General features: G+C 37.2%; 15 protein-coding genes. 13 read left to right on the top strand and 2 right to left on the bottom strand.

The annotated features are described in order from the left end of the window. Nucleotides 1-182: 182 nt before the first annotated feature. Nucleotides 183-617, bottom strand: a complete 435-nt coding sequence (gene yfbV, locus F8M47_RS07540; RefSeq protein WP_150539509.1) for a terminus macrodomain insulation protein YfbV — start codon at nt 615-617, stop codon at nt 183-185. Nucleotides 618-758: 141 nt separating this feature from the next. Between yfbV and F8M47_RS07535 the strand changes: the two genes are divergently transcribed. From F8M47_RS07535 to F8M47_RS07500, 8 genes are all read left to right on the top strand, one after another. Continuing rightward, nucleotides 759-1,469, top strand: a complete 711-nt coding sequence (locus F8M47_RS07535) for a hypothetical protein (RefSeq protein ID WP_150539508.1) — start codon at nt 759-761, stop codon at nt 1,467-1,469. An 11-nt stretch (nt 1,470-1,480) separates the two neighbouring features. Continuing rightward, nucleotides 1,481-2,032 (top strand): septation protein A, encoded by a 552-nt coding sequence (locus F8M47_RS07530; RefSeq protein ID WP_150539507.1) that lies wholly within the window; start codon nt 1,481-1,483, stop codon nt 2,030-2,032. Continuing rightward, a complete protein-coding gene (gene yciA / locus F8M47_RS07525; protein WP_150539506.1) occupies nt 2,019-2,486 on the top strand; it encodes an acyl-CoA thioester hydrolase YciA in 468 nt (155 codons plus the stop codon). The genes F8M47_RS07530 and yciA overlap by 14 nt, the downstream gene beginning before the upstream one ends. A 23-nt stretch (nt 2,487-2,509) precedes the next feature. Further along, on the top strand, nt 2,510-2,791 hold the full coding sequence (locus tag F8M47_RS07520; RefSeq protein WP_150539505.1) for a YciI family protein: 282 nt from the start codon (nt 2,510-2,512) through the stop codon (nt 2,789-2,791). A 119-nt stretch (nt 2,792-2,910) separates the two neighbouring features. Next, the gene (locus F8M47_RS07515) at nt 2,911-3,438 is read left to right on the top strand and encodes a PAAR domain-containing protein (protein WP_150539504.1); all 528 of its coding nucleotides are present in this window, start codon (nt 2,911-2,913) and stop codon (nt 3,436-3,438) included. Nucleotides 3,439-3,443: 5 nt separating this feature from the next. After that, nucleotides 3,444-3,944 (top strand): hypothetical protein, encoded by a 501-nt coding sequence (locus F8M47_RS07510; protein ID WP_244298091.1) that lies wholly within the window; start codon nt 3,444-3,446, stop codon nt 3,942-3,944. 651 nt (nt 3,945-4,595) lie between these two features. Further along, a complete protein-coding gene (gene glnE, locus F8M47_RS07505) occupies nt 4,596-7,457 on the top strand; it encodes a bifunctional [glutamate--ammonia ligase]-adenylyl-L-tyrosine phosphorylase/[glutamate--ammonia-ligase] adenylyltransferase (protein ID WP_150539503.1) in 2,862 nt (953 codons plus the stop codon). Nucleotides 7,458-7,552: 95 nt separating this feature from the next. Then, nucleotides 7,553-7,930: a YacL family protein gene (locus F8M47_RS07500; RefSeq protein WP_150539502.1), complete on the top strand. Its 378-nt coding sequence runs from the start codon at nt 7,553-7,555 to the stop codon at nt 7,928-7,930. Between the two features lie 40 nt (nt 7,931-7,970). On the opposite strand, the gene gltS is transcribed toward F8M47_RS07500, so the two are convergent. Beyond that, nucleotides 7,971-9,188 (bottom strand): sodium/glutamate symporter, encoded by a 1,218-nt coding sequence (gltS, locus tag F8M47_RS07495; RefSeq protein ID WP_150539501.1) that lies wholly within the window; start codon nt 9,186-9,188, stop codon nt 7,971-7,973. Between the two features lie 259 nt (nt 9,189-9,447). Here gltS and F8M47_RS07490 point away from each other — a divergent pair, with 259 nt between their 5' ends. The 5 genes from F8M47_RS07490 (at nt 9,448) to lptD (ending at nt 16,117) form a co-directional block, all read left to right on the top strand. Beyond that, on the top strand, nt 9,448-11,106 hold the full coding sequence (locus F8M47_RS07490; protein WP_150539500.1) for a putative transporter: 1,659 nt from the start codon (nt 9,448-9,450) through the stop codon (nt 11,104-11,106). 150 nt (nt 11,107-11,256) lie between these two features. Next, complete coding sequence (yihI, locus tag F8M47_RS07485) at nt 11,257-11,835, top strand: Der GTPase-activating protein YihI (protein ID WP_150539499.1); 579 nt, start codon at nt 11,257-11,259, stop codon at nt 11,833-11,835. A 14-nt stretch (nt 11,836-11,849) separates the two neighbouring features. Beyond that, nucleotides 11,850-12,305 (top strand): DUF2489 domain-containing protein, encoded by a 456-nt coding sequence (locus tag F8M47_RS07480; RefSeq protein WP_150539498.1) that lies wholly within the window; start codon nt 11,850-11,852, stop codon nt 12,303-12,305. Between the two features lie 45 nt (nt 12,306-12,350). Continuing rightward, nucleotides 12,351-13,718 carry an oxygen-independent coproporphyrinogen III oxidase gene (gene hemN / locus F8M47_RS07475; protein WP_150539497.1) on the top strand — a complete coding sequence of 456 codons (1,368 nt, stop codon included), beginning with the start codon at nt 12,351-12,353 and terminating at the stop codon, nt 13,716-13,718. A gap of 62 nt (nt 13,719-13,780) precedes the next feature. Beyond that, on the top strand, nt 13,781-16,117 hold the full coding sequence (gene lptD / locus F8M47_RS07470; protein ID WP_150539496.1) for an LPS assembly protein LptD: 2,337 nt from the start codon (nt 13,781-13,783) through the stop codon (nt 16,115-16,117). The last annotated feature ends 19 nt before the right edge of the window (nt 16,118-16,136 follow it).

Below are 16,136 nucleotides of genomic sequence, written 5' to 3'. Positions count from 1 at the left end.
GCGAATGCAATTTGCCTCTACATCTTTATTGAAACAAATTCGCACTTTTGTGCATTTGCTACATAATTTCGAAATTTTTGGGTGTACGAATAAAAATGAAGTCCGCCATACTAAAGATTTCCACATTTTTTGCAAGCTTTCATGCACGGACAAGCGGTCTAATTTTAGCATTTTTTTGCAAATTAGAGTTTATCAAAATATGCATCGCCCCAAGTTTGTTCGGCTAGTTGCAGTAAGTTCGCAAAATCTTGATAAGAGGGCATTGCTTGATCTTCGACTTTTTTATTTTCATTAATCAATTTTTGTTTTAATTCTTGATACCAACCCAATAACGAAAGCGGAAGTGGCGAGCTAGCACGTTTACCCAGCCAATATAAGCCTTGATATGGCAAACTTAGCGCAAATAATGCAGTGATAATGGCATTGGCAAGAATAGATTGGCTTGGATCTGCAAAAAAGTATTGCCATAAAATGGAAAAACAGGCGAAAGCAGGCATAAAACGAGAGGCTAATTTTACCAAACGAATTAACCGATAATCAGGCATAAACAGCCCGAGCTTTTTTTTATTGGGGTAGGTGTTAAGATAACGTTGCCCTGCTTGAAGAGTCATATTCATAAGTGTGATTTAGTGCAAAAAATAATAAAAACAGCATAGCATAAGTTTTCTCTAGCGAAAATGTACAGATTTTAATGCAGTAATAGCGAACAGTTGCTATACTTTGCAACAATTTTTTTACAGTTATAGAAGGAACGATAAATGCCAATTAAATTTCCAGACTTACTACAAGATAGTTGGAATTTTATCCGTAATCAAACGCAATTCTCGTTAATTGCCATCATTTTATTTAGTGCATTGCAATTTACTAATCTAGTTCTTATCCCATTAGGTGGTACAAACTCTCAAAACATAACTTTATCAGGCCTGTTTCCTTTGATGTTTATGGGTGTTGCTAATATTTTTATTACTGCTTTGTTAATTTTGAATATTAAAGCGATTAATGATGGCAGTTTTAAGCATTTCTTTCAGCATATCTCTAGTGCGGCGAGCAAATTATTCTCTGTTATTTGGTTGAATGTCATTATGGTTTTACCGATTTCGGTGGGGATTGCTTTTTTTGTGTTTGCAAGACAATCTGGAAATGGCTTAGAACTCGTTGCTTTTCCACTTATTGTGAGTGGGGCGTTTTTGTTTATTAAATTGTGTTTAGCTGTTTATGCCTATTTAGTGGAAGAGTTACCGAGCGTAAAAGAGAGTATCCGTTTTACTTGGCAATTAAGTCGAGGCAAAGGTATCGCATTAGTGCTATTTTGTATCATTGCTTATTTTGTACCACAAATTTTGATGTCATTTTTAAGTGTGTTACTAAAAGGCGAGATTGGCGTGATCATTTCAGTATTGCTGAGTTCGTTTTTCTCTTTATTTATTACTGTATTTAGCTTCCGTTTTTATCAAGCATATCGTCAATAAAAGGGCAGAACATGAAGCAATTATTAGAATTTATTCCACTGATTTTATTTTTTGCCGTGTATAAATTATATGGTGTTCAGCAAGCAGCGATCACGTTAGTGATTGCGACAATAGTGCAATTAATCGCATTGCGTGTGCTTTATCAAAAAGTTGAAAAATCGCAGTGGATTGTGGGCATTTTTGTAATTTTCTTCGGCATTTTGACCGCTTATTTTAATGATTTAAATTTCTTAAAATGGAAAGTTACCATTATTAACGGCTTATTTGCGTTGGTGTTATTAGTGAGCCAATTTGTGTTTAAAAAGCCGTTGATTCAATTACTATTAGGCAAAGAATTAAAACTCCCTGTGAATGTTTGGAATAATCTCAACTTAGGTTGGGCAGGTTTTTTTATTGTTTGTATGTTGCTTAATATTGTGATTAGCACTTATTTTTCTGATGACGTTTGGGCAACATTTAAAACCTTTGGCTTTACAGGATTGAGCTTAGCAGCCGCAATCGCAACAGGCGCATATCTCTATCCTTACCTTAAAAATTTGGAGAATACCAATGAGCAAAAATAAACCTTATGATAAAGAGCCAGAAGGCAAGCTAATTTTACGCACGCTTGCAATGCCATCCGATACCAATGCAAATGGTGATATTTTTGGTGGCTGGATTATGTCTCAAATGGATTTAGGTGGCGCAATTTTGGCAAAAGAGTTGGCAAAAGGGCGAGTGGTGACGGTAACCGTTGATAAAATGATTTTCCACCTACCAATCTCTGTAGGTGATGTGGTTTGTTGCTACGGCACTTTAGTTAAAGTTGGACGTTCTTCTATGCAAGTGAAAGTGGAAGTGTTTATCAAGCAAGTTTATGAAGGTGCACGTGAGCGTTTCCGTGTAACTGAAGCGCTGTTTACCTATGTTGCAGTAGATAAAGAGGGTAAATCTCGCGCGATTCCTCGTGAAAATAACCCCGAATTAGATGAAGCGTTGGCAATTTTGGAACAGCGCCTTATTAATGATGAAAACTAAAATAGCAATTATTGGAGAAAATTATGTACTACGTTATTTTTGCACAAGATAACCCAAACACACTTGAAAAACGTTTGGAGGTTCGCCCAGCACATTTAGCTCGTTTAGAAAAATTGCAAGCAGAAGGGCGTTTATTAATTGCAGGTCCTAATCCCACAGAAGACGGCACTGGCGTAACAGGCTCTACAGTGATTGCTGAGTTTGAGTCATTAGCAGATGCGCAAGTTTGGGCGTCGGAAGATCCGTATGTAGAAGCAGGTGTATATGGCGATGTCATTATCAAACCATTTAAAAAAGTATTTTAGGTTTCAAAAATAGAATCTAATTTTTATCTATTTTAAATGCTATGAACGTTTAAGAGAGGTATCTTCGTAGTCAAAATAATAATTCAGCATAATTTTATTAATATGTAATAGGAATAAATATGGCGAGTCGTAGAGCAATAATTGTTGGAGATAAAACTACGCACGGCGGAATCGTTATTCAAGGTTCTCATGGAATGAGTATATCGGGAAATAACATTTCTTTAGAAGGTGATTTAGTTACTTGCCCAAAATGTAACGGAAATTTTCCGATTATTGAGGGATCATCCAAAATGACAAGCAATGGCAAAGGTGTAGCCTTAGAAGGAATGAGAATTTCCTGTGGTGCGATTTTAATCGGCTCGCAGAACTTGGTTTGGGTGGATGGAGATGAGCACTATAGTATAGATTCTTTATTTGCAGAAGATATTATACTTAATAAAGAAAAAAATTATAAAATTCAATTTCATTTTATTGATGACGATGGTAATCCGTACGCAAATACAGCTTTTTCAGTATTATTGCCAGAAGGATTAAAAAAAGGAATGACGAATGAAAATGGGATGACTCCTATATTTTATACAGAGGATGAAAGCAAAGTTAAAATTCATTTGCATATTAATGAAAAAGAAGCTTTCGATTGGGAGTAATATAAATGATAGGTAATAATAAAGATATAAGTATAGGGAGAACAACAGATGATACCACTAAACAAATAGAAAGTATTACTATTTCTAGAAAAATTAAGCTATATTTTAATGGCATAGAATTAAAACTATTTATAGATAATGAGATTATTATTTTTCCAGCTGTTTCAGGAAGACCAATAGAATATACTGAAAATGGAGAAGTTCGTTTTCTTTTTGACTATTCAAAAGAACGGCAGAAATTAGCCAATATTGGTCCTATACCTGAAGGGAATTATTTTATTAAAACAACTCAAATCCAAAAAATGGCTAATTTATCGATGATAGATAAAGTTATGGTTGATCTTAGTATAGTTACCACAATAGCAGGTGTTAAGATAAGTAAATTTCCTGGTGGATATTATGCTTGGGGAAGTGCTAGAGTTAGAATATATAAGCAAGATAATCTCATTAAACGTGATAATTTCTTTATTCATGGTGGTCCAGAGGCTGGAAGTGCAGGTGCATAGATCTATGGAAAAATAATGATAGTTTCTTTGAAGTATTAGAAACAGCTCTACATAAATATCCGATGGAAAAAATATTTTTAGTTGTAAATTATAATGATATTAGTGCAACGTGTGATACTAAATATGGGATCCGTAAGGTAAAGCATCCTTTATGAGGTAATAATGCTATAGATATTTATACAACATGAATCATGTGTTAAAAAATAAATGTGGAGGTGTTATATATGAATTTCACTTTAAATTTATTTTTAGAGGGTTGGATAGTTATTAGTATTTTTTTTGTTGTTTTTTTTACTTATAGATTTTTTAGAGAGAGAAGGTTCTTTATTTCAATATCTTTATTTTTAGTTTGTTTGATTTTTATATATGATTTTGTTAGCTTTCTATTTTATCCGAATGAGTATGGGTATGGAGAAATGAACTATTATGAGATAAAGAAAGATAAAGTAACTAATTTATTTTGTGTAGTCTTGGCTTACTTTGTTGTTTATTTTTATTTTTTTTGTTACAAAAAGCTAAATAAAAATAAATAGTTATAATAAAAGTTATTGTTTTATGCTTTTGTTTATAATTGATTTTTACAGATTTTCTGAGTGATACGTTAGTTGAACTATAAAATTAAATTTATTATCTACAATAGAGATAAATATAATGTCCTTCCAAATCCCTATCTCCACATTGCAAATTTCTAACAAAAATCAACAGCTTGTTACGGCTGTTGCATTATCCAATTTTGTTAAACAAACTTTACAAAAACAACCAGAACTGTTGATCCTTTGGCAACAAACGCCACCAATGGAAGCTGATTGTGCGGAGTATCATCAGCGTTTAAAAGCTTTGCTTGAAAAGGTGAAAAACGAAGATGAATTAGCTCGTTGTATGCGCTTATTTCGTCATCGAGAAATGGCAACGCTAAGCTTTTTGCAATCAAATAAACTTACCACGGTTGAATTTGTATTTGAACGCTTATCGGATTTGGCGGAAGCCTTGATTATTGCGGCGAGAGATTGGCTATTTGTGCGTTGCTGCGAAGAGTATGGCACGCCAGTAAATTCATTAGGTGAAGAGCAAGAGTTACTTATTTTGGGAATGGGGAAATTAGGCGGACGAGAGCTGAATTTTTCTTCTGATATTGATTTAATTTTTACCTATCCTGATGCAGGTGAAACCGTAGGTGGTCGAAAGCCGATTGAAAATAGTAAATTTTTTATGCGTTTGGGGCAACGTTTGATTAAAGCATTGGATGAAATCACTTTAGACGGCTTTGTGTATCGCACTGATATGCGTTTGCGTCCATTTGGCGATAGTGGTGCATTAGTGCTGAGTTTTGCTGCAATGGAAGATTACTACCAAGAACAGGGGCGTGATTGGGAGCGCTATGCGATGATCAAAGCCAAAATTTTGGGGGAAGATCCGAATAATTTGAATCACCGTTATTTACGCCAAATGTTGCGTCCGTTTATATATCGTCGCTATTTGGATTTTAGTGCGATCCAATCACTGCGAGAAATGAAGCAAAAAATCAGCCGAGAAGTGGTGCGCCGTAATCTCACCGATAATATTAAATTAGGCGCAGGCGGTATTCGAGAAATCGAATTTATTGTGCAAACCTTCCAAATGGTGCGTGGTGGGCGAGATAAAATTTTACAAGAGCGCAGTTTATTGCGTGTATTGCCTCATCTTGCAGAATTAAAATTATTGAGTGAGCAACAAATTAAGCAATTGCGCAATGCATATTTATTTCACCGCCAAGTCGAAAATGTACTGCAAGCGATTGATGATAAACAAACCCAAACTTTGCCGACTGATGAGCAAGATCGTAAGCGGATTATATTTGCCTGCCAAACTTATTTGCAACAAGATCAGCAAAATCAACCGATTGTTATCAAGTACCAGATTGATACATGGCAAGATTTTTTGAATGTGTTGGAACAACATCAAAAAAATGTACGAGCGATATTTAATCAGATTATCGGTGAAGAAGATCAGGATGAGGATTCGCCACTCAATGAAAAATTGGCGGTTTGGCAGGATATTCTACATTATCAAATCACTGAAGAAGATTTAGCTACAGTGCTAAAAGAGTATCCAGTAGCAGAGGCTGATTATCACGAGATTTTTCACCAGCTTTCTTGTACTTTCCAAGATTGGGTAAAACGCCCAATTGGTGTGCGAGGACGCAATGTGCTACGCCGTTTAATGCCAAAAATTTTGGATATGGTATGCGAACGAAGTGACTATTTGGTGGTGTTACCTCGTTTACTGAATATTGTGGATAAAATCACAATGCGCACTACTTATCTGGAGCTTTTGCAAGAACGAGAGCAAATTCTACCGCTTCTCATTACTCTGTCTAGTCAATCAATTATGATTGCCGAGCAAATTTCGCGCTACCCAATGCTGTTAGATGAGCTGATTATTCAAAATAGCCTGACACAGGTTATTGAATTAGACCAATACAAAATCGCATTAAATGAGTATTTGATTCGTATTCCAGAACAAGATGAAGAAGCTTTAATTGATGCCTTGCGCCAGTTTAAACAAAGCCACATTCTACGCATTGCAGCCGCAGACATTTTAGGCGTATTGCCTGTAATGAAAATTAGCGATCACCTCACATATTTGGCAGAAGCGATTATTGGTGCAGTGGTAAATATGGCGTGGAAATCATTGTCGAAGCGTTTTGGTGTGCCAGAGCATTTATCCGAGGCAGAACAAGGCTTTGCAGTAATTGCGTATGGCAAATTAGGCGGAATTGAGTTGGGCTATAATTCTGATTTAGATTTAGTCTTTTTACATAATGCACCAGAAAGTGGCGAAACAACAGGGGCGAGAAAATCGATCTCCAGTCATCAGTTCTATTTAAAATTAGCTCAAAAAATCAATTCGATTTTTAACTTAAACACCAGCGCTGGCGTACTGTATGAAGTGGATATGCGTTTACGTCCGTCTGGTGAAGCGGGGCTATTGGTTAGCACGTTCAAAGCCTATGAGTATTATCAACAAAACGAAGCATGGACGTGGGAATCACAAGCGCTGGTGCGTACCCGTTGTGTATATGGATCGCCTGAATTGATGCAGGCCTTTGAGCGAATTCGCCGAGCAACCTTATCAATGCCTCGTACAAGTGGCCAATTACGCCAAGAAATTTGCGAAATGCGCTACAAAATGTATCAACATTTAAGTAAAACCGATAGCGCACATTTTGATCTAAAAAAGGATAAAGGTGGCATTACCGATATTGAATTTATTGCGCAGTGTTTGGTTTTGGAATATGCCAATCAATACCCACAAATGGCGATTTGGTCGGATAATGTACGTATTTTTGATTCGGCAGTAGCATGTCATATTCTTTCCGAACAAGATGGTGAACAGCTCAAACATTGCTATACCGTCATTCGTAACCGTATTCATCACCTGAATTTATTGCGTAGCCCAAGTGTGGTTAATGCAGCCGAATTTATTGAAGAGCGCGCCTTTGTTGCCAAAATTTGGCAACAAATTTTTGGTTAATATAACAAGTAGGCAAATATGCAAAAAATTTTGTAAATTTAACCGCTTGTTTTCCGTTATAATAGGAGCAAATTCACCCATTCAAGGAGTTTGCAATGGAATATCAATTTACCCACTCAATTCATGGCGTGGTAGCGAAGTGTTCAATGGATCACGAAGCTTTTGCTCGTTGGTTAAATACTGAAATCGCAGAGAATCCACAAGAAATTGTGAAGATTTTAACTGAGTTAGATAAATGTCGAGCAGCTTATCCGAATCATTACGAATGTGTGTTTGAGGGTAGAGAATATAGCTTAGTATTTGATTGTGATGAAGTGATGGTCAAAGCGAATAATTTAGATGATGCTGTTGATGAATCACAAATGGAAGATGGTTTTCAATTTTACGATCAAGAAAGCATTGCGTTTTGTGGTTTAGAAGATTTTGAAAATTTCTTAAAAGCCTATCAAAAATTTAGTCAAACTTACCATTAATAAAAAGGGCGCTGATAACAGCGCCCTTAGTTTTATCTGATTAACGTAATAATTCAATAAATGAAGTAATTACACCTAAGTTGAGAAGATCAACAAAGAATGCACCAACAAGCGGTACGATTAAGAAGGCTTTGTGTGAAGGACCGAAGGTTTCAGTGACAGATTGCATATTTGCCACAGCTGTTGGCGTTGCACCTAAACCAAAACCACAGTGACCCGCAGTTAAAATTGCCGCATCGTAGTCTTTGCCCATGACACGATATGTTACAAAATAGCCGTATAAAATCATCACGATAGTTTGTACGATTAGGATAATTAACATTGGGCCTGCTAAACCAGCTAATTCCCATAATTTGATACTCATTAATGCCATAGCTAAGAAGAGGCTTAATGAAGCATTGCCGAATACGTCGATAGCTCGGTCAAACATATCAAATTTAAATACTGCGGTGAGTACGTTACGTAAAATTACACCGAAGCCCAATGCCCATACGAATTGTGGTAAACCAAGATCTGGGAAGTAATTTGCCATTACTGATGAAAACGCTAAACAGGCTGCAAATAATGCCATGGTTTCAATGGTTGAGCTTGCGGTAATAAAACGTACGCTATCAGCATCTTCAAAGGTGCTATCATCGTACTGTTCCGCAGAAGCATCAACTTTTTTGCTATGTTGTTTGCGGTCTTTTTTCATTTTATTTACTAAGCGACGCGCAACAGGACCACCAATCAAACCACCAGCAACTAAACCGAAGGTTGCTGATGCCATTGCCATTTCCATAATGCCACTGATGCCATACTGTTCAGAGAATATTTTCGCCCATGCAGCACCTGTACCATGACCGCCCGTTAAAGTGATTGAACCTGTGATTAAACCAACTACTGGATCTAAGCCTAATACTGTTGCTAAACCAACGCCCACCGCATTTTGGACAATAATGAATACACCCACGATGATAAGGAAAATAACGAGTGGCATACCACCTTGTTTTAGACGAGAGAAATCAGCAGATAAGCCTACCGAAGCAAAAAAAGCTAACATAAATGCATTTTGTAAACTTTTTTCAAATTGAAAGGAAATATCAGCCCAGTGGTAGAGGCCAAAAATGATGGTTGCTGCAACTAAACCGCCAGCTACGGCTTCAGGGATATTGAAATCTTGTAGAAATTTGATTTTACCAACTAAAAAACGTCCGATTAAAAGAACGAGTGTAGCAACAATAAGTGTGTGGTAACCGTTCAGAATTATTGGTTCCATAGGTGCTCCTCTAAAATGTTAAATGAATGTTGAAAAATAGATATTACTTGATACTAGTGCAAACACTGTAATTTGTCAAAGGGAGGTATAAGAAAAATTATTTCTAAAATTAGAAAAACTTATTGGTATATCCACCTAAATTTTGAGGTGGATCAGCTTTTGGGCTAAACAAGCGGTCATTTCTTTGAATTAGTTCGCATTTTTTAATGTTCAGCTTTGCTAGAATTTTACCAGTAATTATTTTTAGTGGAGATTCAATATGAGTGATATAGCGATTATCGTCAGCTTGTTATCATTGGTGGCGGTTTTAGGCTTGTGGATAGGGCATTTAAAGATCAATGGTGTGGGACTAGGCATTGGCGGTGTATTATTTGGGGGAATTATCGTTTCGCATTTTTCCTCGCTATATGCCATTCAAATTGATGCGCATACCTTACATTTTATTCAAGAATTCGGTTTAATTTTGTTTGTATATTCAATTGGGATTCAGGTTGGTCCAGGTTTTTTTGGCTCTTTACGGCAATCTGGCTTAAAACTAAATGCTTTTGCCATTTTAATTGTGTTATTAAGCGGTATTTTAGTTGCGCTGATTCATCTACTTTTTGATGTACCATTACCTGTTATTTTAGGGATTTTTTCTGGTGCGGTAACCAATACACCATCGCTCGGGGCAGGACAACAAGTATTGGCTGAACTAGCGGGGGAGAATACCACGGCGGTAATGGGAATGAGTTATGCGATTGCTTATCCGTTTGGCATTATTGGTATTTTGTTATCCATGTGGCTTGTTCGAATTATATTCAAAATCAATATAGATAAAGAAGCGATTGATTTTGATAACAGCCAAAATCAGCAAAAAGAAGGGCTAGATAGTTTAAATGTGCGCCTGATTAATCCAAATCTCGGTGGTTTGAAATTAAAAGAAATCCCTGATTTTGAAAGCCACAAAGTAATTTACTCTCGTTTAAAACGAGGAGAAGAGCTGATTGTGCCTAAAGTGGATACGGTGCTACAACTTGGTGATGTATTGCATTTAGTCGGCGAAAAAGCAATGCTACATAAAATGCAGCTCATTTTAGGTGAACAAGCGAACATTTCGTTATCTACCAGAGGCACTTGTTACCGCTCAGAGCGAGCAGTGGTGACTAATGAAAATGTATTCGGTAAAAAGATCCGCCATTTGATGCTAAAAGGCAAATATGATGTGGTAATTTCTCGCTTAAATCGAGCAGGAGTGGAACTGATTCCGAGTGGTGAAATGTCGTTACAATTTGGGGATGTGTTGAATTTAGTTGGACGCCAAGAAGATATTGAAACAGTGCGGGCAATCATTGGTGATGCACATCAAAAATTACAACAAGTACAAATGTTACCGATTTTTATTGGGATTGGTTTAGGGGTATTGTTGGGGTCATTACCGCTTTACCTTCCTGGTTTTCCTGTGGCGCTAAAATTAGGTTTGGCAGGTGGACCACTAGTTGTAGCATTAATTCTAGCCAGAATTGGTAGTATCGGTAAACTTTATTGGTTTATGCCTCCGAGTGCGAATTTAGCGTTACGAGAAATTGGTATTGTGCTATTCCTTGCGGTGGTTGGATTAAAAGCAGGCGCGAATTTTTTAGAGACATTATTAAGCCCTGAAGGACTTGCTTGGATGGGATACGGTGCAATGATTACCTTTGTGCCACTAATGGTGACCGCATTAATTGCCCGTATTTATGGCAAACTTAATTATCTGTCATTATGTGGTTTGCTTGCAGGCTCAATGACTGACCCACCAGCATTGGCATTTGCGAATGAAATTAAAGACGGAAATGGCGCCGCAGCACTTTCTTATGCCACGGTTTATCCACTTGTGATGTTTTTACGCATTATCTTACCTCAATTATTAGCTATTCTGTTATGGGTAGCGAGTTAAAAGTTTTTAGCGATAGATAGCGGTCGAATTTACAGAATTTTTTGCAAAATTCTCAGAGAATCTGACCGCTATTTTCATTTCCTCTCTGTTCAGCAAATCAGATTCCTTGTAGAATAATCGTTTAATTTTTTATAGAAAAGAATAGATATTATGAGCCGTACAAAAAAAACTCGTCGAATTACCGACATCATGCCTGCCAGAAAAGCAGATAAAAAGCCAGAGCAACCTAAATTAGGTGGCGGTAAGAATCGTAAACCTACTCGTTATGAGCTAGATGCAAAAGCCCGTGAAGAAAAGAAAAAGCGTAAACATAAAGGTTTGCCAACAGGTTCACGCAATATTGATCCAGCAGAACAGAAAAAAGTAGCAGTAAAAGAGGTAAAAGATCCTCGTATTGGTAGCCGTAAAAAAGTGCCACTTATGGTGGAATTTGTGAATCGACCAGAGAAAGGTCAAACAATCAAACCTGTGCCATTAGAAGCATTCAAACCACATTTATCACCTGAGTTAGAGCTAGAACAATTAGAGAATAATGAGATCTTAAACCAATTACTCGATGAAATTGAAGCAGGTAAAACCTTATCGGCAAAAGATCAACAATTTGTGGATGAATGTTTAGATCGTATTGATGAGTTAATGACAGAATTAGGTATCGAAGAGGAAGACGAAGACAATGGTGATGCGTTACTTCGTCAATTCGAAACCATGGATATTAATCAATTTAGATAAGATTAGAAAAACGTATGATTCGATTTTTTCTTATTATTCTTGCCGTTTTAATTGTGCTTTCTATGGCGGGTTACGCTGCTTATTTAATGCTGAAGCTACGCAAACAAAATGCGCAACATAAAGCATTGTTGCAGCAAGCAGAACAAGCGCAGAAAACTCGCTTTACACGAATTATTGAGAGTATTGATGTTATTGCTCGAGCAATGCTTTCTGAACAATGTGATTTTTCAGAAGGTGTGCTTCGTTTAAAACCCTTACTTGAGGTATTAGGTAAATCGTTAAATCAATATCCAGCAATGTGGGAGCTGTATCAAGTGGTGGAAGATATGCCGATTTTAGACGCACGTAAGGTATTAAAACGCAATGAACGAATGAAGCAAGATCTACGGCGTGAATCGAAAGAAATTGAGCTAGAAGCTCAAATTAAAGCAGAGTGTCATCAATTACTTATTGATATTACCCATTTTTAGAACAATCGCCTTTTGTGAGTGACTCCTATCTTTGAAGGAAATCCAATGTCAGAAATTATTTGGGATTTAGCCCTTATTCAAAAATACAACCAATCAGGCCCTCGTTATACGTCTTACCCAACGGCGTTAGAGTTTAGTGAAAGCTACAATGATGATGATTTTAAAGTGGCTGCAGCACGCTATCCAAATCGTCCGTTATCACTTTATGTGCATATCCCCTTCTGCCATAAATTATGTTACTTTTGTGCGTGTAACAAAATCATTACTCGCCATCAACATAAAGTAGATATTTATTTGGATTATCTGGAAAAAGAAATCAAAACACGCGCACCATTATTTACCAACCGCACAGTAACCCAAATTCACTGGGGCGGTGGTACGCCAACGTATTTAGATGAAGCACAATCAGAGCGTTTAATGGCAATGCTACGCAAGCATTTTAATGTAAGTGATGATGCTGAAATTAGTATCGAAATGGATCCACGTGAAATTGAATTAACCATGTTGGATCATTTATGCCAAATTGGTTTTAATCGAATTAGTATGGGGATCCAAGACTTCAATAAAGAAGTGCAAAAACTAGTGAATCGTGAGCAAGATGAAGCATTTATTTTTGCCTTGATGAAACGTGCGAAAGAACTAGGTTTTGCTTCAACTAATATTGATTTGATTTACGGTTTACCAAAGCAAGATGTTGAAAGTTTTATGTACACCCTTGAACGAGTGATTGAACTCGATCCAGATCGAATGAGTGTATTTAATTATGCGCACTTACCAAGCCGTTTTGCAGCACAAATCAAAATTAAAGATGATATGTTGCCAGCGCCAGAAACTAAGCTGACTATTTTACAAAAAACAATCGAGTTTTTAGGCAGTAATGGCTATAAATTTATTGGTATGGATCACTTCGCAAAACCTAATGATGAACTTGCGATTGCACAGCAACAAGGCGTATTGCACCGCAATTTCCAAGGCTATACGACTCAAGAAGAATGTGATCTACTTGGTATGGGCGTGTCGGCAATTAGCTTACTTGGCGATACTTATGCGCAAAATCATAAAGAATTACAGCAATATTACGCTAATGTAGAAGCGCGTGGCATTGCGCTACATAAGGGCTTAGCACTCACGCAAGATGATTGTATTCGTCGTGATGTGATTAAAGCGCTGATTTGTAATTTTAAACTCGAATTTGACCGCTTGCAGGCAGAGTATCAAATTGATTTTAAACAGTATTTTTCTGAAGATTTAGCATTATTAGCACCGCTCGTCAAAGACGGTTTATTAGAAATTAATGAGCATAGTATTGTGGTTTCACCACGAGGTCGTTTGTTAATTCGTAACATTTGCTTATGTTTTGATGTGTATTCAAGACAGCTTGCGAAAAGACAGCAATTTTCTCGAATTATTTAAGTAAAAGGTGTACATCCTTTTGAAATTTACGATGGGTTAGCCCATCCATATAAGGAACTATTATGAAAACTCGTTATAGTGTTCTTTCTGTTGCAATGATGACTGCGTTTTATGCTCAGTATGCACAAGCAGATTTGAGAGAACAGTGTCTATTAGGTGTTCCTCATTTTCAAGGTGAAGAAATTCAAGGTGATCAAACCTTACTACCTGTTGAAATTGAAGCAGATAGCGCAATAATCAATCAACCTAAAGATGCAACTTATACTGGTGATGTAGCGATTAAACAGGGTAACCGTACCATTCTTGCTGATGAAGTGCGAGTAGAGCAGAACGGCGAACAACAGCGCCGTGTGTTTTTGAAAGGTAAATATCAATATCAAGATAACTTGATTCAAGCTCAAGGGCGTGATGCTGCAATGGATCTTGGTTCGGAAACGGCAGATTTACAGCATACGCAATTTCAGCTGGTGGGGCGTCAAGGACGAGGTACTGCGGAAAGCGGCTCATTTAGTAAAAATAAACGCATCTTAAAAAATGCGACTTTTACTGCTTGTTTACCAAATGACAATGCTTGGGCAATTGAAGGTAATGAGATGATTCAGCATGTTGATGAAGAATATGCTGAAATTTGGCACGCACGCTTTAAAGTACTTGGTATGCCTGTATTTTATTCGCCGTATTTGCAATTTCCGATTGGTGATCGCCGTCGCTCAGGCTTATTGATTCCAAGTTTTAGCCGTTCGAGCAAAGATGGTTTTACTTATTCACAGCCGTTTTATTGGAATATTGCACCTAATATGGATGCAACCATTACACCAACCTATTATTCACGTCGTGGCTGGCAAATTAGTCCAGAATTCCGTTATCTCACCAAATTAGGTGAAGGGATTGTGGCGGGCGAATATATGGACAAAGATCGCTTAGACGAATACAAACCAGATGATAATGATCGCAAACGCTATTTAGTACACTGGCGCCATAATATGAGTTTCCTCACAGATTGGCGTTTATATGTGGATTACACCAAAGTGAGTGATAAACGCTACTTCTCCGATTTTGATTCGGAATATGGTAGCAGTACCGATGGTTATGCGACTCAACAATTCAAGTTGGGTTATTTCCAACCTAATTACAACTTATCGATTTCAGGTAAGAAATTCCAAACCTTTGATGATTTGGAAATTGGTCCATATCGAGTGTTACCACAAATTGATTTTAACTATTACAAAGATGGCTTAGTGAAAGGCGGCGATTTCAAGCTTTTCACACAAGTAGCACGTTTTGAAAACGATAGTACATTAATGCCAAAAGCATGGCGTTTTCATGTTGAGCCTACGCTGAACTTCCCATTTGCAAACCGTTATGGCAGCTTAAACTTTGAAACAAAGTTATATGCAACGCATTATATTCAAGAAAAGGGTAGCAGTAATCAAGCAGGAGAAGTGGATAAAAACGTAACTCGTGTGATTCCACAAGTAAAAATTGATTTACAAACTGTCTTAGAGGCGGATAAACAGCTCTTTAGTGGCTTTAATCAAACCTTTGAGCCTCGAGTGCAATACATCTATCGTCCATATAAAAACCAAGCTGATATTGGCTCTAAACAACATAGCAGTGTTGGGTTAGGTTACGATTCTGCTTTATTGCAAAGTGATTATTTCTCTCTGTTTAATGATCGCCGTTATAGCGGTTTAGACCGTATTTCTTCGGCAAATTTAGTTACCGCAGGGGGAACAACACGCTTTTTTAATGAGAAAACGGGCGCAGAAATCTTTAACTTTAGTGCAGGGCAAACCTACTATTTAAGTCCATCAAAAATTGATGATTCATCTATAAATAGTACAGCAAAACGTTCTTCTTCTTGGGCGTTGGAATCAAACTGGAAATTCCACCGTAAATGGAATTGGCATGGAGCTTATCAATACGATACTCGCTTAAACCAAACCTCGTTAGCGAATACATCGTTACAATACAAGCCAAGCCAAGATAAAGTGATTCAGTTGAATTACCGCTTTGCAAGTAAAGATTACATTAATCAAAACTTGCGCAGTAACGCTTACGGGCAAGATATTAAACAAGTTGGTGCGGTAGTAGGCTGGGAATTGACCGATAAAGTGGCATTTATGGCAAGCCATTATCATGATATTGCGCTGAAAAAGCTTGTGGAAACACAATTCTCTATGAACTATAACACTTGTTGCTGGAGTGCAAATGTTTACGTGGCTCGTAAGCTGACTGCAACCCCAACGGGTGCGCCAGATAGTATTAATGATTTATACTATGACAATAAGTTTGGTGTGAATTTTGAATTACGCTTCGGCACGAACTACAGTAGTGGCGTACGTAAGATGCTGAAAAAAGGCTTGATTCCTTATACAGAACAATATGGAATCAACTAAGAGTAACAGTGAAAAAAGC

The sequence above is a fragment of the Actinobacillus vicugnae genome, from assembly GCF_901687125.1.
GTDB classification, from domain to species: Bacteria; Pseudomonadota; Gammaproteobacteria; order Enterobacterales; family Pasteurellaceae; genus Actinobacillus; species Actinobacillus vicugnae.
Note: the sequence above shows the minus strand (reverse complement) of the source record. Positions and strands in the feature narration are given on the sequence as shown.